This is a genomic window from Alteraurantiacibacter buctensis, assembly GCF_009827655.1.
GTDB classification, from domain to species: domain Bacteria; phylum Pseudomonadota; class Alphaproteobacteria; order Sphingomonadales; family Sphingomonadaceae; genus Alteraurantiacibacter; species Alteraurantiacibacter buctensis.
Window position 1 is genome coordinate 39,570 of sequence record NZ_WTYV01000002.1, and the last position, 19,263, is coordinate 58,832.

General features: G+C 66.7%; 12 protein-coding genes. 8 read left to right on the forward strand and 4 right to left on the reverse strand.

Translation table 11 applies throughout. The features are described 5' to 3' along the window. The first annotated feature begins 19 nt into the window (after positions 1 to 19). On the forward strand, positions 20 to 1,315 hold the full coding sequence (locus GRI99_RS04790) for a sugar MFS transporter (RefSeq protein ID WP_160770918.1): 1,296 nt from the start codon (positions 20 to 22) through the stop codon (positions 1,313 to 1,315). 48 nt (positions 1,316 to 1,363) lie between these two features. On the opposite strand, the gene GRI99_RS04795 is transcribed toward GRI99_RS04790, so the two are convergent. The 4 genes from GRI99_RS04795 to GRI99_RS04810 form a co-directional block, all read right to left on the reverse strand. Further along, positions 1,364 to 2,674, reverse strand: coding sequence for a sugar porter family MFS transporter (locus tag GRI99_RS04795; RefSeq protein ID WP_160770919.1), 1,311 nt, complete (start codon positions 2,672 to 2,674; stop codon positions 1,364 to 1,366). A gap of 33 nt (positions 2,675 to 2,707) precedes the next feature. Next, positions 2,708 to 4,102 (reverse strand): alpha-amylase family glycosyl hydrolase, encoded by a 1,395-nt coding sequence (locus GRI99_RS04800; protein ID WP_160770920.1) that lies wholly within the window; start codon positions 4,100 to 4,102, stop codon positions 2,708 to 2,710. A 3-nt stretch (positions 4,103 to 4,105) separates the two neighbouring features. Continuing rightward, entirely contained in the window at positions 4,106 to 5,650 is a 1,545-nt protein-coding gene (locus GRI99_RS04805; protein ID WP_160770921.1) for an MFS transporter, read from the reverse strand. Positions 5,651 to 5,771: 121 nt separating this feature from the next. Beyond that, a complete protein-coding gene (locus GRI99_RS04810; RefSeq protein WP_160770922.1) occupies positions 5,772 to 6,809 on the reverse strand; it encodes a LacI family DNA-binding transcriptional regulator in 1,038 nt (345 codons plus the stop codon). A 121-nt stretch (positions 6,810 to 6,930) separates the two neighbouring features. On the opposite strand from GRI99_RS04810, the gene GRI99_RS04815 reads away from it, so the two are divergent. The 7 genes from GRI99_RS04815 to GRI99_RS04845 all read left to right on the forward strand — a co-directional run bounded on the left by GRI99_RS04815 (position 6,931) and on the right by GRI99_RS04845 (position 19,200). Next, positions 6,931 to 7,626 carry a DUF6445 family protein gene (locus tag GRI99_RS04815; RefSeq protein ID WP_237438153.1) on the forward strand — a complete coding sequence of 232 codons (696 nt, stop codon included), beginning with the start codon at positions 6,931 to 6,933 and terminating at the stop codon, positions 7,624 to 7,626. A gap of 193 nt (positions 7,627 to 7,819) precedes the next feature. Next, positions 7,820 to 10,606 (forward strand): TonB-dependent receptor, encoded by a 2,787-nt coding sequence (locus GRI99_RS04820; RefSeq protein ID WP_160770923.1) that lies wholly within the window; start codon positions 7,820 to 7,822, stop codon positions 10,604 to 10,606. Between the two features lie 106 nt (positions 10,607 to 10,712). Then, entirely contained in the window at positions 10,713 to 12,257 is a 1,545-nt protein-coding gene (locus tag GRI99_RS04825) for a tryptophan halogenase family protein (RefSeq protein WP_237438154.1), read from the forward strand. Continuing rightward, a complete protein-coding gene (locus tag GRI99_RS04830; RefSeq protein WP_160770924.1) occupies positions 12,254 to 14,074 on the forward strand; it encodes an alpha-amylase family glycosyl hydrolase in 1,821 nt (606 codons plus the stop codon). The genes GRI99_RS04825 and GRI99_RS04830 overlap by 4 nt, the downstream gene beginning before the upstream one ends. An 11-nt stretch (positions 14,075 to 14,085) precedes the next feature. Continuing rightward, positions 14,086 to 15,657, forward strand: coding sequence for an alpha-amylase family glycosyl hydrolase (locus GRI99_RS04835; protein WP_160771634.1), 1,572 nt, complete (start codon positions 14,086 to 14,088; stop codon positions 15,655 to 15,657). 4 nt (positions 15,658 to 15,661) lie between these two features. Continuing rightward, entirely contained in the window at positions 15,662 to 17,698 is a 2,037-nt protein-coding gene (locus tag GRI99_RS04840) for a glycoside hydrolase family 97 protein (RefSeq protein ID WP_160770925.1), read from the forward strand. Beyond that, the gene (locus GRI99_RS04845) at positions 17,695 to 19,200 is read left to right on the forward strand and encodes a tryptophan 7-halogenase (RefSeq protein ID WP_160770926.1); all 1,506 of its coding nucleotides are present in this window, start codon (positions 17,695 to 17,697) and stop codon (positions 19,198 to 19,200) included. The genes GRI99_RS04840 and GRI99_RS04845 overlap by 4 nt, the downstream gene beginning before the upstream one ends. Positions 19,201 to 19,263: the final 63 nt, after the last annotated feature.

Consider the following 19,263-nt stretch of genomic DNA (forward strand, 5'->3'; position numbering starts at 1 on the left):
CATGGGGAGGATATTGCCGATGGCACTTGCGCCAACCACTGCGGAGGGGGTTCCCGCCACCACCGATGATCGCCCGCCGGTGGATGCGCCGGGGCTGAACTATTTCGTGTTCGGGCTGTTCTTCATCTTCGGCGGGATCACCTCGCTGAACGATGTGATCATTCCCAAGCTGAAGGAGCTGTTCACCCTCAGCTTCTTCGAGGCCAGCCTGGTGCAGTTCTGCTTCTTCATCGCCTATGCCGTGGTCGGCATTCCCGGCGCGCAACTGGTAAAGCGCATCGGCTACATGCGCGGCGCGGTGACCGGGCTGGTGACGATGCTGGTCGGCTGCCTGCTATTCATCCCCGCCAGCCAGAGCGCGGTCTTCGGCGTGTTCCTGTTCGCCTACTTCATCCTCGCCACCGGCGTGGTGCTGGTGCAGATCGTGGCCAACCCGCTGATCAGCCTGCTGGGCAAGCCATCCACCACCCACAGCCGGTTGACCTTTGCCCAGGCGTTCAACTCGCTGGGGACCACGATCTTCCCCTACTTCGGCGCGATCCTGATCCTGGGTTCGCTGGCCACCGTCACGGCAGATCAACTTTCCGGGGCTGAGCTGACCGCCTATCGCCAGGCGGAAAGCCAGGCGATCGTCAACGGCTACCTGGGCCTGGCCGTGGCGCTGGGCGTGGTGGCGGCCGTGGTCTGGTTGTTCCGCAACCGCCTGAAGGGCGAACAGCACGAAGCCTCCAGCCTGGTGGATGGCCTGAAGCTGCTGGCCCGCCCGCGCTTCGGCTATGGCGCGGCGTGCATCTTCCTTTACGTGGGGGCAGAGGTCGCCATCGGCAGCTTCATCGTCAACTACCTGATGCAGGACAGCGTGCTGGACCTGGCCGAACAGGACGCGGGCAAGCTGATCTCGCTCTACTGGGGCGGGGCGCTGGTGGGCCGGTTCATCGGCTCGGGCTTGCTGCGCCTTGTCAGCCCCGGCCTGCTGCTGGCCACCGTGGCTGCGGGGGCGATTGCCCTGATCGCGCTGTCTGCCAACACCACCGGCGAGGTGGCGGGCTATTCGCTGCTGGCCGTGGGCCTGATGAACTCGATCATGTTCCCGACGATCTTCTCGCTGGCCTGCGAGAAGCTGGGCAGCAAGGCAGCGGACGGATCGGGCATCATCAACGTGGCCATTGCCGGCGGCGCGGTGATCCCGGCCATCTACGGCGCGCTGGCCGACCAGATCGGCCTGGGCCCGGCGCTATTCATCCCCGCCCTGTGCTATGCCATCATCGCCGGTTTCGGGATCTTCACCCGCCGACCGGCGCAGGACGAGGCCTGACCCGCTACCTAAGTGGACGGGCTGGCGGCCCCGCCGCCGCCCGTCCCCCTAGAGCCCGCCGGCGATATCTTCCAGGCTGCGGCCGCGGGTTTCGGGCATGGCCAGGTGCACCCACACCAGTTGCAGCACCATGATTGCCGCGAAGCCCAGGAAGATCGTCACCGGTGGCACCGTGGCGAGCAGGCCCGGCATCACCAGGGTCAGCGCGGCAGCGAAGACCCAGTGCGTGCCCGCGCCCAGGCTCTGACCCTTGGCACGCGCAGCGCTGGGGAAGATCTCGCTGATGAATACCCAGATCACCGCCCCCTGGCCGATTGCGTGCGCGGCGATGAAGGCCAGGATGAATGGCAGCACCAGGCCGAAGTTGCCGCTGCCGAAGCCGTAGGCGGTCATCCCCAGCGAGACGATGTAGCCCACCGAGCCGACATACATGAGGAACTTGCGGCCCGCCCGGTCGATCAGCGCCATGCCCACCAGCGTGAACAGCAGGTTGATCGCGCCGATGCCCACCGTGGCCAGCAGGGCGACCGACTGGCCCGCGCCAGACAGCTCGAAGATGCGCGGGGCGAAGTAGATGATCGCATTGATGCCCGATAGCTGGTTGAACATGGCAATGGTGAAGGCCAGCAGCAGCGGTCGGCGATAGGCCGCGCCGAAGAACTGCCTCCACGTTACCGCGCCCGCATCGTGTGCGGCTTCCTGGCGGATCGCGGCCACCGTTTCATCAACCGTGGCCGGGTTGATCGCCGCCAGCACGGTGCGGGCCCGCTCTTCGGCCCGTAGCTTGATCAGCAGCCAGCGTGGGCTTTCCGGAATGAACAGCGCCGCCACAAGGTAGGCAAGGGCAGGCAGCGTTTCGGCACCCAGCATCCAGCGCCACGCATGTTCGCCCGCGCCATCAAGCGCATAGTTGGAAAGATAGGCAATCAGGATGCCCAGCACGATCATCGCCTGGAACAGCGCCACCAGCCGCCCGCGCCATTCGCGTGGGGCGATCTCGGCGATGTAGGCCGGTGCCGCCACCGAACTGGCGCCCACGCCCAGCCCGCCCAGGAAGCGGAAGGCCATGAAGCTGGCCGGATCCCAGGCCAGCGCGGAGCCCACGGCGGAGACGGCATAGGCCACGCCGATCCAGATCAGACAGCGCTTGCGGCCCAGCGCATCAAGCGGCCAGCCGGCGGCGAGCGCCCCGATCACCGTGCCCCACAGGGCGGCGGAAATGGCGAGGCCATGAACCAGGTCGCTCATGGCCCATTCGGCCTGAAGCGCCTGCTCGGCACCGGAAATCACCGCGGTATCGAAACCGAACAGGAATCCCGCCAGCGCCGCGATCAGCGCCCAGCTGCCACTCTTGCCCATGTGCCCCTTCCCCTCCCCAGGAAAACTTTTGCGCTACTGGTTGCCACCACCGGCCAGCAAGCGCCAGCCCCAGGCGGGCAGATCCACCGTGTCGCCCGCCGCGATGGTCACCGGCTGGCCGCTGCTGAAATCGGTATAGGTGCCCGCAGCCAGCCCGTCGGCCAGCCGCGCGGTCACCGGTTCGGCGGACAGGTTGAACAGGCCCACCACCTTGTTGCCATCCTGCTGGCGCACCCAGGCGAACAGTTGCTGGGGCTTGTCGTTCACAACCTGGCTCATCCGCGCACCCCAGCGGCCGTTGTGCAGGGCGGGGTTGGCATCGCGGAACGCGATCAGATCGGCCAGCAGGGTGCCGTAGGTGCAGGTCTGCCCCTGCCGCCAGTCGATCGGGTCTTTTTCGAAGAACTCCAGCCGGTCGGCATTGCAGGCTTCCTGGCCGTTGTGGATCATCGGCAGGCCTTCATGGGTGAAGCTGAGCGCGGTCATCGCCTCCAGCGCCGGGCCAAAGTTCTCGTAGATCGTGCCTTCCCACGCGTTGCTGTCGTGGTTTTCGATATAGGTCAGGCGCATGGCCTCGCGCGGCCACAGGCTTTCGTTCTCGGCGTAATAGCCGAAGAAGCCGGTGGCGTTGGCCTCGCCGTGGGCGATCTTCTTGCTGGCGACGTGCCAGTCCCAGCCGTACGAGGCGTCAAACGCGGCGCGGTGCCAGGCCGATTGCTGCACCTCGCCCAGCATGAAGACCGGGCGGATGGCATCCAGCCGCGCACGCATCGTTTCCCAGAAGTCCACCGGGACATAGCCGGCCACGTCGGCACGGAATCCGTCCACGCCAAAGTCGCGCACCCACATTTCCATCGCCCCGCCAATGTGCTGGCGCACGCCGGGCTGGCTCCAGTCGAGGTCGATCACGTCGGACCAGTCCCACCAGGGGGTGGGGCGGAAGTGGCCGTCCCACGTCTTTTCGTACCAGTCGGGGTGCTGGGTGGCCAAGGCGTTGTCCCAGGCGGTGTGGTTGGCCACCAGGTCCAGGATTACCTTGAAGCCCTCTGCGTGCGCAGCATCGATGAAGGCGCGCAGGTCCGCCTCGGTGCCGAATTCGGGGTTCACCGCATAGTAGTCGCGCACCGAATAGGGGGAGCCGAGCGTGCCCTTGCGGTTCTGCGCGCCGATCGGGTGGATCGGCATCAGCCACAACACGTCCACCCCCAGCGCGCGCAGGCGCGGCAGTTCGCGGGTGGCGGCGGCAAAGGTGCCCTCCGGCGTGAACTGGCGGGTGTTGATCTGGTAGAGCACGGCGGTGCGCATCCAATCCGGGTTCCGGATCTGCACGTACTGGGCCGGCTGCCAGGGGTCGGCGGCTTCCTGCGCCAGGGCCGGGGTGGCGGCAGCGATCAGGGCGGCGGCGAGCGAAAAGGCGATACGGCGCATGGGTCAGGGGTCCTTGTTGACGGGGGTAGAGGGGAGGGCGGCCGACACGCGGCCCATCGCCAGCGCGGCGACAATGAAGCCGGCGGCGGCGAACAGCATCGTCCACACCGGCTCACCCGGGAAAAAGGCCTGCATGATCGAACCCATCACGGTCGCCACCAGCAGTTGCGGCACCACCACGAAGACGTTGAACAGGCCCATGTAGATGCCCAGCTTCGCCTGCGGCAGGCTGGAGGCGAGGATGGCATAGGGCATGGCCAGGATGCTGGCCCAGGCAATGCCGATGCCCACCTCGGCCAGCAGCAGCGCCTGCGCATCGCGCACCAGGAAGAAGGCGAGAAATCCCGCCGCACCGATGGTCAGGCAGATCGAATGGGTCCGCACCTGCCCGAAGCGGCGGCTGAGCCACGGCAGGAGGGCCAGGGCCGCCACGGCCGCCACTCCGTTGTAGACGGTGAAGAGGACGTTCACCCAGTTGGCGCCTTCGTTATAGGCGGCGCTGGCCGGATCGCTGCTGCCAAATACGTACTGGGTCACCACCGGGGTGGTGTTGATCCACATGATGAACAGGCCCGACCAGCTGAAGAACTGCACCAGCGCCAGCCGCTTCATCACCTCGGGCATCCCGGCAAAGTCGCCCACGATGCTCGACAGCATCGAGGAGGAGCGCCCGGCGCGGGCCGAGCTGATCGCCAATGCGCTGAGCACGCCATACAGCACCAGCAGCGCCCCCAGCAGCAGCACTTCCTTTTCCAGGTCCAGCGCCTCGACCGAGAGGGCGACGGCAAGGCCGAGCGCAACCCAGAGGCCACTGGAAACGTAGGTCTTGGCGGCCAGCGCGCGCACCGGCAGGTCGTCTGTTGCGGCAGCGCCTTCGGCCCCGGCAAAGGCGGCCTGCTCCTCCGGGCTGTATTCGCGGGTGGTCAGCACGGTCCACATGACGGCGGCAAACAGTGCTGCGCCGCCAGCCCAGAAGCTCCACTTCACCGTATCGGGCAACTGCCCGTCGGGGGCCAAGTTGGGCACGCCGAGGTGCTCCAGTAGCCACGGGAAGATCGACCCCACCACCGCGCCCGCGCCGATGAAGGCGGTTTGCACGGCATAGCCGGCGCTGTGCTGGTCGGTCCGCAACATGTCGCCCACGAAAGCGCGGAACGGCTCCATCGAGACGTTGAGGCTGGCATCGAGCACCCACAGCATCACCGCGGCAAACACCAGCGGCGCGCCCATCAGCGGGCTCAGCGGCATGATCAGCAGGGCAAGGGCCGAAAGTACGGCCCCGGCCAGGAAATAGGGTCGGCGGCGACCCAGCCGGTTCCAGGTCCGATCGGACAGGTGGCCGATCACCGGCTGTACCAGCAGCCCGGTCAGCGGCGCGGCTACCCACAGCGCAGGCAGGTCGTCCATGCTGGCGCCCAGCGTCTGGAAGACGCGGCTCATGTTCGCGTTCTGCAGGGCAAAGCCGATCTGGATGCCGAAGAAGCCGAAGCTGATGTTCCACAGGCCCCAGAAGCCCTGGCGCGGCTTGTCCGTTCGCGGTTGTCCCATCGCGCGCACACCTTCTCCCGTACGGTGGACTTGCCGCCACCTTGCTCGATAGCCCACGGCTGGCATGGAAGCGCCGGGGCCCGCAACATGTATACGAATGTATAGCGGGACTTGCGCGCCCTCAGGCGCGGGCGGTGCTGCCGCGGGTAATCAGCCGCGTGGGCAGGCGGGCATCGGGCAGGGGCCGCCCGTCGATCTGGGCCAGCAGGGTTTCCACCAGCCGGTCACCCGCGCCCTTCACGTCCTGCTGGATGGTGGTCAATGGCGGGCTGGTGAGGCTGGCGGCAGAGATGTTGTCGAAGCCCATCACGGCCACGTCCCCTGGCACCCGCAGCCTTGCTTCCGCCAGGGCGCGCATGGCACCGATGGCGATCAGGTCGCTGGCAGCGAACACCGCATCGAACGCCGCACCGCCCGCAAGCAGCGCCTGGGCGGCGCGATAGCCGTCATCCTCGGTGGTATAGGCATCGTGCTGCAGGGCGGGATCAGGCTCCAGCCCGGCGGCGCGCATGGCTGTACAGAGCCCTTCGTAGCGGTGGGCGAATTCGGGATAGCTCTCGGTCGCATGGCCCAGGAAGGCGATTCGCCGGCAGCCCTGGACCAGCAGGTGCTCGCCCGCCAGTTGTCCCGCGCCCAGGTTGTCAGAACCGATGGTGGCCCCGCTGCTTTCGCTGCGGACCGATCCCCAGCGGGCGAAATGGGTGCCCTGCTCGATCAGTTGCGCCAGCCGCATGGCGTAAAGCGAATAGTCGCCATAACCCAGCAGGATAAGTCCGTCGGCCCGGTGTGCATCCTGGTAGCGCATGTGCCAGTTGTCCTCCATCCGCTGGAAGCTGATCAGCAGGTCCAGCCCGCGCGTGGCGCAGGCCCGCGTGATCGAGCCGAGCATGGCCAGGAAGAACGGATTTATCGTGCCCTCGTCGCTCGGATCGTCCTCGAAGAACAGCAGGGCAATGGTGTTTGACCGCTGCGAGCGCAGCGACGAGGCGTTCTTGTCCACCGTGTAGCGCAGGTCTTCGGCGATCTTGACGATCTTCTGCCGCGTCGCCTCGCTGACCGAGCGGTCCCCGCGCAGCGCCCGGCTGACCGTGGGCTGCGAAACGCCCGCGAGATAGGCGATGTCGAAGCTTGTCGGCTTGCCGGTTGGCGGTCGTCCCAATGGCCTCTCCCTGCGCCCCGCCGACACAGGCATGGCGTCTATCCCCCATGGCATGATAGGTCGCACCCTGCCGCTTGGCAAACCCGACATTTTGTCCAGATAGCGGAAAGGCAAAGCACGCATGGAATCGCCGCTGGCCCTGCTGGAACAGGCCCGTCCGGTTGCTTCCACGCTGGGCGCGGAATGCAACCCGCTGGTGGTTGTCGATGATGCGCTGGCTGATCCCGAACTGGTGCGGGCCGTGGCCGCGCGCCACACCTATCGCCCGATCGGCCCGCACTATCCCGGCCTGCGGGCGCCGGTTTCTGCAGCTATCGCCATGCCGCTGGTGGATCCCCTGGGACCGCTTCTCCAGCAGGTATTCCACCTGGCCGCGCCCCCGGCCTTTGGTGAATGCTTCCTGAGCCTGCTGACCATGTCGCCACAGGACCTGGCCCCGATCCAGCGCCTGCCGCATTTCGACGGGGTGGAGCCCGAACGGCTGGCCGTGCTGCTCTATCTCGATCCCGCAGCCGGTACGGGCACGGCCTTCTACCGCCAGCGCTCCACCGGGTTTGAAAGCGTGACGGCGGAACGCTTCGCCAGCTATCAGCAGAACCTGCACGCCGATGCCGCCCGCCACGGCCTGCCAGCCGCTGGCTATATCGGCGAGGACTCGGCGCTGTTCGAACGGATCGGCCTGGTGGAAGGACTGTTCAATCGCTTGGTGATCTATCGCGGCAACCAGTTGCACTGCGCCAGCCTGCCGCCCGATTTCGTGCCGGTGGCAGACCCGTCACGCGGCCGGCTGACCCTGAACCTGTTCCTCAACTGCTGATCCAAATATTTGCAATAAAAGCGGAATTCATGAATCTGCGGCCTGCGTATACGTATGCTTGCTTCCCAATGTGGAACTTTGCCCGGATAAATTGCCCATCGCTTGAAGTGGCTGGACGGCATGTCCCGCACCTGGCGACGAGAACACAAAACCGTTGCCGGACATCCGGTCACGGGGGGAGCCTGGGACTATCATGACGACTTTCCGCAAGACGCTGCGCGTGGGTGCAAGCACCACCGCATTCGCTATCGCCGCACTGGCGATCCCGTCCATCGCCGTGGCGCAGGATGCCGCCGCCTCTGCCGCTGCCGACGATACGGCGCCGGAAGATGCCATCATCGTCACCGGCTATCGTCAGGCCCTGGAATCGGCCGCCGGCCTGAAGCGCGATGCGCCGGTGATTGCCGAAGCCTTCTCTGCCGAAGACATCGGCAAGCTGCCCGACGTGTCGATTGCCGAAACGCTGGGCCGCCTGCCCGGCCTGGCGGTGCAGCGCGTTGACGGCCGCGCGCAGAGCCTTTCGGTCCGCGGCCTGGGCCCGGACTATTCCAACTCGCTGCTCAACGGCCGCCAGGTCGTCTCTTCGGGTGACAACCGCGCGGTGGAATACGACCAGTATCCGGCCGAACTGATCAACAACGGCGTGATCTACAAGACCCCCTATGCCGGCCTGGTCGGCCAGGGCCTGGCAGGCACGGTTGACCTGCGCACCATCCGCCCGCTGGACAGCGAGGAAGTGATCTCGGTCAGCGGTCGCCTGGAATTCAACGAGGACGGCTCGCTCAATCCCGACGTGCCGGGCTGGGGCTATCGCGCCACCGGCACCTATGTCGACCAGTTTGCCGACGATACCCTGGGCGTGGCCGTGGGCCTCGCCTATCAGTCCAGCCCCAGCCAGGTGCAGAAGTTCAACGCATGGGGCTACCCCGACGATGCGGGCTATGCCGTGCTGGGTGGCATGAAGCCGTTCTCGCGCTCGGTAGACCTGGATCGCTTGGGCATGTTCGGCACGCTGGAGTTGCAGCCTTCGGCGGAATGGAACACTGCGATCGACCTGTTCTATGCCGACTATCGCGAGCGCATTCCGCAGCGCGGTATCGAATTCCCGTTCAATCCCGGCTGGGGGGCGGGCACCACGATTTCCGCCAACAGCGGCGGCGCCTTCCCGGACAGCGTCACCTTCCGCAACGTGCAGCCGGTGGTGCGCAACGACTATGATCGCAAGGACACCCAGACCTTCGCCGCCGGGTGGAACACCCGCTACGAGGACGACAACTGGTTCTTCGATTTCGATGCGTCCTACTCGCGTTCGGAACGCCGGCTGCAGCAGGTGGAGAGCTATTCCGGCCTGACTTTTGCGGCCGGTGCCGGTCCGTCGGATACGGTGGTGGTCAACAGCACCGATGGCGGGTTCCCCTACAGCTTCACCAACCAGATCGACTATTCCAACACCAACCTGATCCAGCTCACCGATCCGCGGGGCTGGGGTGCCGGCGGCATCGTGCAGGCGGGCTTCATCAATGACACCACGACCGAGGACGAGCTGTGGAGCCTGCGCGGCGAAGCCGGCTACAAGGTCGAAGGCGGCTTCATCGATGCCCTGGTGGTGGGCGCGGCCTATGACGACCGGTCGAAGGCGCGCGACATCACGCAGAACTTCCTTAGCCTGAAGGGCGGCCCCTCGGTCTATGCCGCGCAGGGTGCCACCACCCGGTTGGCGATCCCGCAGTCGGCCCTGCTGGAGCCGATCGCCTCGCTGGGCTTCCTGGGCTTCGGGCCGCAGGTTGCCTATGATCCCTTCGCGCTGATCAACGATGGCACCTATGTGCTGACCAGCGTGCAGAGCTCCAGCCTGCCGTTCCCGGGTGACTGGGTGGTCAACGAGCGGGTCTATACCGGATATGCCCGGGCGGACCTGGATGCCGATCTTGGCGGCCTGCCGCTGACCGGCAACCTGGGCGTGCAGGTGGTGCGCACCGAGCAGAGCAGCGACGGGTTCAACTCGCCCGGCGGCATCGCCGCGGTGCAGACCCCGGTGACGGGTGGCGACAGCTACACCCACGTGCTGCCCAGCGTGAACCTCAGCTTCGAGGTGGGCAGCGACATGTTCCTGCGCTTCGGCGCGGCGCGCACCCTGGCCCGGCCGCGCATGGACCAGCTCAACGCCTCGTATAACGCCAGCATTGCCAATGCCCCGCAGGGTTCGTTGAACTCGATCTTCAGCGGCAGCGGCGGTAACCCGCAGCTGCGGCCCTACGTGGCCGATGGGGTGGACGCGTCCTACGAGTATTACTTCGACGGCGCGGGCGGCTACCTGGCGGTTGCCACCTACTACAAGTGGCTGAGCAATTTCGTGAACCCGAACGCTTCGGTGGTCCGCGACTTCTCGTACCTGGTGCCTTCGCTCACCGGCACGCAGCTTGCGGCATACAACGGCAGCGGGCAGCAGAACCTGGGCTTCGTGTCCGGGCCGGACAACGGGGCGGAAGGCCACATCTTCGGTGTGGAAGCCACCCTGTCGATGCCGTTCGAGACGCTGACCAGCGCGCTGGAGGGCTTCGGCTTCCAGACCAGCCTGTCGTATACCGAAAGCCAGTTGACCGTGACGCCGCCCACCGGGGCCTCGTTCTCGGTCGATGTGCCGGGGCTGTCGAAGTGGGTGGTCAACTCCACCATCTACTTCGAGAACAGCGGGTTCGAGGCGCGCCTCAGCCACCGTTACCGCTCCAGCTTCCTGGCCGAGTTCATCGGCATCTCGGCCAGCCGCAGCTTCCGCCAGACCTATGCGGAATCGATCTTCGACGCGCAGATCGGCTATCGCTTCGAGGAAGGATCGCTGGAAGGCCTGAGCCTGACTCTGCAGGCGCTGAACCTGACCGATGAGCCCTTCATCAACTACCAGAACGGCGACCGGGCCCAGATCATCGACTACGAAAGCTACGGTCGCACGTACCTGATCGGTGCTTCCTACCGCTTCTAAGGCGGTAGGTGAGACCGGCGGGGGGAGTAAAATCTCTCCCAACGGGAATTCAAGCTCTTCCCGCTCCCCCCGCCGGCACATTTTGCCCATCTGGCCCACCTGGTCCATGATCGGCACGGGACAGGATAGTGGTGCGGCGATGACCAGCGGACGCGGTGTCGACATTCTGGTAGCGGGCGGCGGCACGGCCGGCTGGATGGCAGCGGCCGCGCTGGCCCGCTTCGCCCCTCCCGGCAGCCGCCTGCAGCTGGTCGAGAGCGAGGCCATCGGCACCGTGGGCGTGGGCGAGGCCACGATCCCCCAGATCCACCTGTTCAACGGCGCGCTGGGCCTGGACGAGGCGGAGTTCCTGCGCGAGACGAAGGGCAGCTTCAAGCTGGGCATCTCCTTCGATGGCTGGCTGCATGAAGGCCACAGCTACATGCATGCTTTTGGTGACGTTGGGCAGGGCGTGGGCTTGCTGCCCTTCCAGCATTACTGGCTGCGCGCGCGGAAGCTGGGGCTGGCGAAGCCGCTGGTGCGTTATTCCCTCAACGAACTGGCGGCGCGCACCATGCGGATGCAGCGCGGCCGCCCGCATCCCGCCGCACGCGAGATGCCCTATGCCTACCATTTCGATGCCGGGCTCTATGCGGCCTACCTGCGCCGCTATGCCGAGGCGCGCGGGGTGGTGCGCCACGAGGGGCAGATCGCCCATGTGGAACGCCAGGGCGAGACGGGCGACATTGCCGCGCTGGTGCTGGACGACGGGCGGCGGCTGGCGGCGGACTTCTTCATCGACTGCACCGGCTTTCGCGCCCTGCTGGTCGGGCAGGCGCTTGGCACGCCGTTTGATGATTGGTCAAACTGGCTGCCATGCGACCGGGCCATGGCTGTGCCGTGCGAGGGCGGCGGCGATTTCACCCCCTTCACCCGCGCCATCGCGCGCGAGGCTGGCTGGCAGTGGCGCATTCCGCTGCAGCACCGCATCGGCAACGGGCTGGTCTATTCCAGCGCCCACCTGAGCGATGACGAGGCGGCCAGCGTGCTCCTCGCCAACCTTGACGGAAAGGCTACTGCCGATCCGCGCCCGATCCGGTTCACCACTGGCAAGCGCCGCCGGCATTGGGCGCAGAATTGCCTGGCGCTGGGCCTGGCGGCAGGCTTCATGGAGCCGCTGGAATCCACCTCCATCCATCTGGTGCAAAGCGCGATAAGCCGCCTGCTGGCAATCCTGCCCGGCGGGCGCGGCGATCCGGCGCTGGCCGATTACTTCAACGCCCAGGCCGATTTCGAATGGGCCCGCATCCGCGATTTCCTGGTGCTGCACTACTGGGCCAACCAGCGCCACGGCCAGCCGTTCTGGGACCAGGTCCGCAATATGGACCTGCCCGATACGCTGGCGGCCAAGCTGGACCTGTGGCGCGCCGCCGGGTTCATCCACCGCGAGCACGAGGAGCTGTTCACCCCCGTCGGCTGGTTCCAGGTGCTGGCGGGGCAGGGCGTGGCGGCCCATGGCTACAACCCTGTCGCCGATGCCTTGGGCGAAGCCGACCTTGCCCGTCTGCTGCATGAAACCGAAACATCGCTGGTGGACCAGGCGCGGGCCATGCCCCGCCACCTGGATTTCCTGCGCGACTACATCGGCCAGAGCCAGGGAGTGCCCGCATGAAGCGCCTGATCCTGCCCCTGCTGGCCGCCTGCGCCCTGCTGCCCGGTTGTGCCACCGCGCAACCGGCTGCCGGCCTGCGCGCCCGCGTGCCGGCCGAGGAGGTGATCTACTTCGTCCTGCCCGATCGTTTCGAGAACGGCGACCCTGCCAACGATCACGGCGGGCTGACAGGCGACCGGCTGGCCACCGGCTTCGATCCTTCAGCGCGCGGCTTCTTCCATGGCGGCGACCTGGCGGGCCTGACCGCGCGGCTCGATTACCTGGAACGACTGGGCATCACCGCCATCTGGCTGACCCCGATCTTCCAAAACAAGCCGGTGCAGGGCCCACCCGGCGAGGAGAGTGCCGGCTATCACGGCTACTGGGTGACCGACTTCACCCGGCCGGATGCGCATTTCGGCACCGATGCGGAGTTTGCCGAGTTCGTCGCTGCCGCCCATGCGCGCGGGATGAAGGTCTACATGGACATCATCACCAACCACACGGCGGACGTGATCCGCTATGCCGATGGTGACGCGACCAACTACGAATATCGCAGCCTGGGCGATTATCCGTATGCTTCGCGCGGCGGTCCGGGCGGGCCTGCGATCAACCCCGGCTTCACGGGTCACGAGGACTCCAGCGAAGCCAACTTCGCCCGGCTGGTTGACCCGAACTATGCCTATATCCCGCAGGTGCCGGAGGCCGAGCGCGGCGTGAAAGTGCCCGCTTGGCTGAACGATCCGATCTACTACCACAATCGCGGCAACAGCAGCTTCACCGGCGAGGACAGCCGCTTCGGCGATTTCTCCGGCCTGGATGACCTGTTTACCGAACACCCGCGCGTGCGCGCCGGAATGATCGACATCTATGCTGACTGGATCCGCCGCCACGGGGTGGACGGCTTCCGCATCGATACCGCGCGCCACGTGGACCCCGGCTTCTGGCAGCAGTTCGTGCCTGCCATCCAGCAGGTCGCGGTGGAGGAAGGCGTGCCCAACTTCCATATCTTCGGCGAGGTCTACAAGGACGTGCCGCAGAACGGCTATATCGCCGAATACACTCGGCGGGACGGTCTGCCATCGGTGCTGGACTTCGCCTTCCAGGCTTCGGTCCGCGCCGTGCTGGGCAAGGGGCAGGGCACCGTGGTCATGGCCCAGCTCTATGACGGGGACGTGCTTTACGAAGGCGGCGAGGAGGCGGCGCTGAACCTGCCGACTTTCCTGGGCAACCATGACATGGGCCGCTTCTCCACCCTGCTGCGGCAGGACATTCCCGGCATCTCGCAGGATGAACTGCTGGCCCGCGTCACGCTGGGCCACGCCATGATGCTTGGCCTGCGCGGCAGCCCGGTGATCTATTACGGTGACGAACAGGGCTTCGTGGGTGACGGGGTGGACCAGCAGGCGCGCGAGGACATGATGCCCAGCGCCACCGCCGAGTATAATGACAACGACCTGATCGGCACCGATGCCACCACGGCGCGGGCCAATTTCGACGAAGATCACCCGCTGTTTCGCACCATCGCGCGGCTCTCCGCAATCCGGCGCACGCACCCTGCGCTTAGCCGCGGCCGCCAGTTCGTGCGCCATTACGAGCAGGGGCCGGGCCTGTTCGCCGTCAGCCGGTTCGATCCCGCCGATGGCCGTGAATACCTGGTGATCTTCAATACCACCGCCCAGGAACGCTCGGCCAATGTCTGGCTGGGTTCGACGGCGCGCACCTTTACCGCGCTGGACGGGGCATGCCCCGCCGCAGTCAGCGCACCGGGAAGCGCCCGCTTCACCGTGCCCGCCTTCGGTTGGGCCGTGTGCCGGGCAAACGAGGCAGGACAGTGACCGATACAGCAATGCCCTGGTGGAAAGGCGCCGCCATCTACCAAATCTATCCGCGCAGCTTCATGGATTCCGACGGCGACGGCGTGGGTGACCTGCCAGGCATCGCCCGGCGGCTGGACCACGTTGCCCGGCTGGGCGTGGATGCCATCTGGATCAGCCCGTTCTTCAGAAGCCCGATGAAGGACTTCGGCTATGACGTGGCCGATTACTGCGATGTCGATCCGGTGTTCGGCACGCTCGCTGACTTCGATACCGTGGTGGCGCGCGCCCACGCCCTGGGGCTGAAGGTGCTGATCGACCAGGTCTATTCGCACACATCAGACGAGCATCCGTGGTTCGCCGAAAGCCGCGCCGATCGCACCAACCAGAAGCATGACTGGTACGTGTGGGCCGAGGCCAAGCCCGACGGATCGCCGCCCAGTAACTGGCAGTCGGTGTTCGGCGGCCCCGCCTGGACCTGGGATGCGCGCCGGGGCCAGTATTACCTGCACAATTTCCTCAGCGCCCAGCCGCAGTTGAACCTGCACAACCCGGATGTGCAGGATGCCGTGCTGGCAGTCATGCGCTTCTGGCTGGATCGCGGGGTGGATGGCTTCCGCATCGATGCGCTGAACTTTGCCATGCACGATCCGCAGTTGCGCGATAACCCGCCCGCGCCCGCCAGCAACAAGCAGCGCACCCGGCCGTTCGATTTCCAGCAGCGGATCTACAACCAGTCGCACCCTCACATTCCCGCCTTCATCGCGCGGATCAGGGCGCTGACCGATGAATATGACGGCGTGTTCACCGTGGCCGAAGTGGGCGGGGACGATGCCACGGGCGAGATGCACGCCTTCACGGCCGGAGAGGGGCACCTCAACTCTGCCTATGGCTTCAACTTCCTCTATGCCGACCGTCTGACCCCCGAACTGGTATGTGCAGCGCTGGCGCAATGGCCGGATCAGCCGGGCATGGGCTGGCCAAGCTGGGCCTTCGAAAACCATGACGCGCCGCGCGCGCTCAGCCGCTGGTGGCAGCCGCAGGACCATGCGGCGGCCGCGCGAATGAAGGTGCTGCTGTTTGCGGCCCTGCGCGGCAACATCATTTTCTACCAGGGCGAGGAGTTAGGCCTGACCCAGGTGGAGATCCCCTTCGAGCAGTTGCATGACCCGGAGGCGATCGCCAACTGGCCGCTGACCCTTAGCCGCGACGGGGCGCGCACGCCCTTGCCGTGGATGGCCGAGACACCGGGGGCGGGCTTCTGCCAGGCCCAGCCGTGGTTGCCGGTGGGCGAGGAGAACCTGGCCCGCGCGGTGGATGCGCAGGAGGCCGATCCTGAATCGCTGCTCAACCATACGCGTTCCGTGCTGGCGTTGCGCAAGGCCAACCCCGCGCTGCATCACGGTCGCGTGGCGGCGTGCGGAGGGCGGGGCGACCTGCTGGAGCTGACGCGCGCGGCGGAGGGGCAGACGCTGCGTTGCCTGTTCAACCTGGGGGCCGAGCCGCTTGCCCTGGAGGGCTTGGCGGGCCGCGTGCTCAGCGCGGTGGGCGGGGCCGATGTGAACCACCTGCCGCCGTTCGGCGCCCTGATCGTGGAGGTCTGATCCGATGTTGCGCCTGCTTGTTGCCGCCCTGTTCGTGATGCTGCCGGTGGGAGTGCAGGCAGGCACCGTCACCTCTCCCGACGGGCGCATCGCCGTGGAACTGGCAGTGGATGGCGAGGGCAAGCCCTACTACGCCGTGACCCTGGCCGGGCAGGTGCTGGTTGCGCCGTCCAGCCTGGGCTTCAACCTGACCGACGAGGACCCGCTGCGGCGCAATTTCGCGATCGTAGCCGAGGAGGCAGGCAGCGCGGATTCCACCTGGGAACAGCCGTGGGGCGAGCGGCGCTTCGTGCGTGACCACCACAACGAGCTCGCCGTCACCTTCCGCCAGCAGGACGCAGCGGCGCGGCAGTTTACCGTGCGGCTGCGGGTGTTCGACGATGGTCTGGGTTTCCGTTACGAGTTCCCCGCGCGAGCCGACAAGCCCGAGTGGCGCATTGCCGAGGAACTGACCGAGTTCGTGCTTGCCCCAAGGGGCACCGCCTGGTGGATCCAGGCGGGAGACTGGAACCGCTACGAACAGCTCTACAAGCAGACGCCGGTCGATGCGGTTTCGGTTGCGCACACGCCCATGACGCTGCGGCTGGACGATGGCACGCACTTGGCGATCCACGAGGCGGCGCTGGTCGACTATGCCGGCATGTGGTTGCAGCGCATGGACGGCGGCCGCTTCCGCTCTACCCTGGCACCATCATCGCGCGGGGCCAAGGTGGTGCGGACGGGGGCCTTCACCACGCCCTGGCGCACGATCCGCGTGGCGCCGGACGCAGCCGGGCTGGTGGAGAGCGACCTTGAGTTGAACCTCAACGAGCCCAACGCGCTGGGCGATGTAAGCTGGGTGCAGCCGGGCCGCTACATCGGCATCTGGTGGGGCATGATTTCCAACCGCTGGACCTGGGCGCAGGGGGATCGCCACGGCGCGACGACCGAACGCACGCGCGAATACATCGATTTCGCGGCGGAGAACGGGTTTCGCGGGGTGCTGGTGGAAGGCTGGGACCATGGCTGGGACGGCCCGTGGTTTGGCAACGGTCGCGAGTTCAGCTTCACCCGCGCCTATCCCGATTTCGACATCGAAAGCCTCTCCGCCTATGCCCGCCAGCGCGGCGTGCGGCTGATCGGGCATCACGAAACGGGGGGCAATATCGCGAACTACGAGGCCCAGCTCGATGACGCGATGGCGCTCTACCAGCGGCTGGGGATCGACTGGGTGAAGACCGGCTATGTGGCCGATGCGGGTGGGATCATTGCGTGCAATGCCGATATTGCCGATCCCTGCGGGGCCCAAGTGATGGAATGGCACGATGGCCAGCGCCAGGTGCAGCATCACCTGCGCGTGGTGCAGGAAGCCGCAGAGCACCGCATCGCGGTCAACCCGCACGAGCCGGTGAAGGACACGGGCCTTCGCCGCACTTATCCCAACTGGGTTGCGCGCGAAGGCGCGCGCGGGCAGGAATACAATGCCTGGAGCGCCTTCGGCAACGGACCGGAGCACGAGCCAACGTTGGTCTACACCCGCATGCTCTCCGGCCCGATGGACTACACACCCGGTATTCTCAGCCTTACGGGCCAGGATGGGGTGCCGATGGCCTCCACACTGGCCAAGCAGCTTGGTCTCTACCTGGCGATCTATTCGCCCATCCAGATGGCGGCGGACTTCATCGATAGCCTGGCCCAGCACCCGCGCGAGATGGACTTCATCCGCTCGGTTCCGACCGACTGGGCCGACAGCCGCCTGGTGGCGGGCGCGGTGGGGGACTACGCCATCTTCGCTCGCAAGGACCGCAATTCCGATCGCTGGTTCGCCGGGGGTATCAACGATGCCACGGCCCGTGACGTGACGCTCGATTTCGGCTTCCTCGATCCCGGCGTCACCTATCGCGCCAGCGTGTGGCAGGACGGCGAGGGCGCAACCTACGAGACCGAGGCGCGACACCGCATCGCCTATGACAGCTTCGAGGTCCGCGCCGGAGACAGCCGCCGGTTCTGGTTGGCCCCCGGCGGCGGCCTGGCCATCCGGCTGGAGCCGCTGCCCCGGTGACACCGCCGCGCCCGCCGCATGTGGTGATCCTGGGCGGCGGCAGCGCCGGGTGGATCACCGCCTGCCTGCTGCACCACCGCTGGGCAGCGCGCGGCGGACGGGTGACCCTGGTGGAGAGCCCGGAGATCGGCATCATCGGCGTGGGCGAGGGTTCCACGCCGCAACTAAAGGCCATGTTCGACCTGCTGGGCATTGCCGAGGCCGAATGGATGCCCGCCTGCGATGCCACCTGGAAGCTGGGCATCCGCTTTTCCGGCTGGAGCGAGCGGCCGGGCTTCGAAAGCTATTTCCACCCCTTTCCCGGCCCGATCGACCTGCACAGCGAACCCGGCTTCATTCGCGCCTGCGCGGCGGCGCGGCGCGGTTTTGCCGTGCCTGCGCACCCCGACCCCTGGTTCCTGGCGAGCGTCTTGGCGGGCGAGGGCCGCTCTCCCCATCCGGGGCCGCAGTTCCCCTTTGCGCCCGGCTATGGCTATCACTTCGATGCCTACAAGCTGGGCGCGTTCCTGCGCGACTGGGGCGTGGCGCGCGGAATTGTCCACCTGCCGCGCCGTGTCGTCGATGTGGCGCTGGACGGGCGCGGTGACGTGGCTGCGCTGGTATGCGAGGACGGCGAGCGGATCGCGGGGGACCTGTTCGTCGACTGCTCGGGCTTTCGCGCGGTGATCGCGCAGCAGGCGCTGGGCGGGCGGTTCATCTCCTTTGCAGACAACCTGTTCAACGATGCCGCCGTGGTCATCCCCACGCCGCACAGCGGACCAGTGCTGCCGCAGACCGACAGCATTGCCATGCAGGCAGGCTGGCGCTGGCGCATTCCGCTGACCACGCGGGTGGGCAACGGCTATGTCTATTCCTCGCGCCACATCAGTGCCGATCAGGCCGAGACCGAATTGCGCGCGGCGACCGGCATGCTCGACGCGGCAGAGCCGGTGCGATTCCTGACCATGCGCGTAGGGCGCATGGAGCAGACCTGGGAGCGCAACTGCCTGGCAGGAGGTCTGGCGCAGGGGTTCATGGAGCCGCTGGAGGCGACCGCGCTGCACATCGTCATCGCCACAGCCCTGGAATTCGCCCAAGCGCTGGAGGAAGGCGGCTTTACCCCGGCCAACCGCGATGCCTTCAACCAGCAGGCCGCTGAGCGGTATGAGGGGATCCGCGACTACATCGTGGGCCATTACCGCCTGAACCAGCGCAGCGACACGCCCTATTGGCGCGAGAATGCCGCCAACCAGCACCTTTCGGACCGGCTCAAGGCGATGATGACCGCGTGGTTCAGCCAGGCTGACCTGGCACAGGCCAACGCGCGGCTTTATGGCGCGCGCTACTATTCGGCGATGAGCTGGCACTGCCTGTTCGCCGGTTATGGCACCTTCCCAGCGGAGGACCGGATGCGACCGTTGCCGGACGGCATCGACGACGGCGGGCTGGAGCGGGTGCGGGCCATGCTGGTGGCCTGCGCCGGCAATTTTCCGCCACTGCCGGGCGTGGCCCAGATCCGCTGAGACCGGCGGCTGGCCTTTCAAACGTGTTGGCAAGTGAGCAGCGGCAAGGCATCTTCCCGCCAG

Bases quoted from the DNA above. Each gene is read 5' to 3' on its own strand.
- GRI99_RS04790 (WP_160770918.1), top strand. From the start codon at position 20: ATGGCACTTGCGCCAACCACTGCGGAGGGGGTTCCCGCCACCACCGAT.
- GRI99_RS04795 (WP_160770919.1), bottom strand. From the start codon at position 2,674: ATGGGCAAGAGTGGCAGCTGGGCGCTGATCGCGGCGCTGGCGGGATTC.
- GRI99_RS04800 (WP_160770920.1), bottom strand. From the start codon at position 4,102: ATGCGCCGTATCGCCTTTTCGCTCGCCGCCGCCCTGATCGCTGCCGCC.
- GRI99_RS04805 (WP_160770921.1), bottom strand. From the start codon at position 5,650: ATGGGACAACCGCGAACGGACAAGCCGCGCCAGGGCTTCTGGGGCCTG.
- GRI99_RS04815 (WP_237438153.1), top strand. From the start codon at position 6,931: ATGGAATCGCCGCTGGCCCTGCTGGAACAGGCCCGTCCGGTTGCTTCC.
- GRI99_RS04820 (WP_160770923.1), top strand. From the start codon at position 7,820: ATGACGACTTTCCGCAAGACGCTGCGCGTGGGTGCAAGCACCACCGCA.
- GRI99_RS04825 (WP_237438154.1), top strand. From the start codon at position 10,713: ATGATCGGCACGGGACAGGATAGTGGTGCGGCGATGACCAGCGGACGC.
- GRI99_RS04830 (WP_160770924.1), top strand. From the start codon at position 12,254: ATGAAGCGCCTGATCCTGCCCCTGCTGGCCGCCTGCGCCCTGCTGCCC.
- GRI99_RS04835 (WP_160771634.1), top strand. From the start codon at position 14,086: ATGCCCTGGTGGAAAGGCGCCGCCATCTACCAAATCTATCCGCGCAGC.
- GRI99_RS04840 (WP_160770925.1), top strand. From the start codon at position 15,662: ATGTTGCGCCTGCTTGTTGCCGCCCTGTTCGTGATGCTGCCGGTGGGA.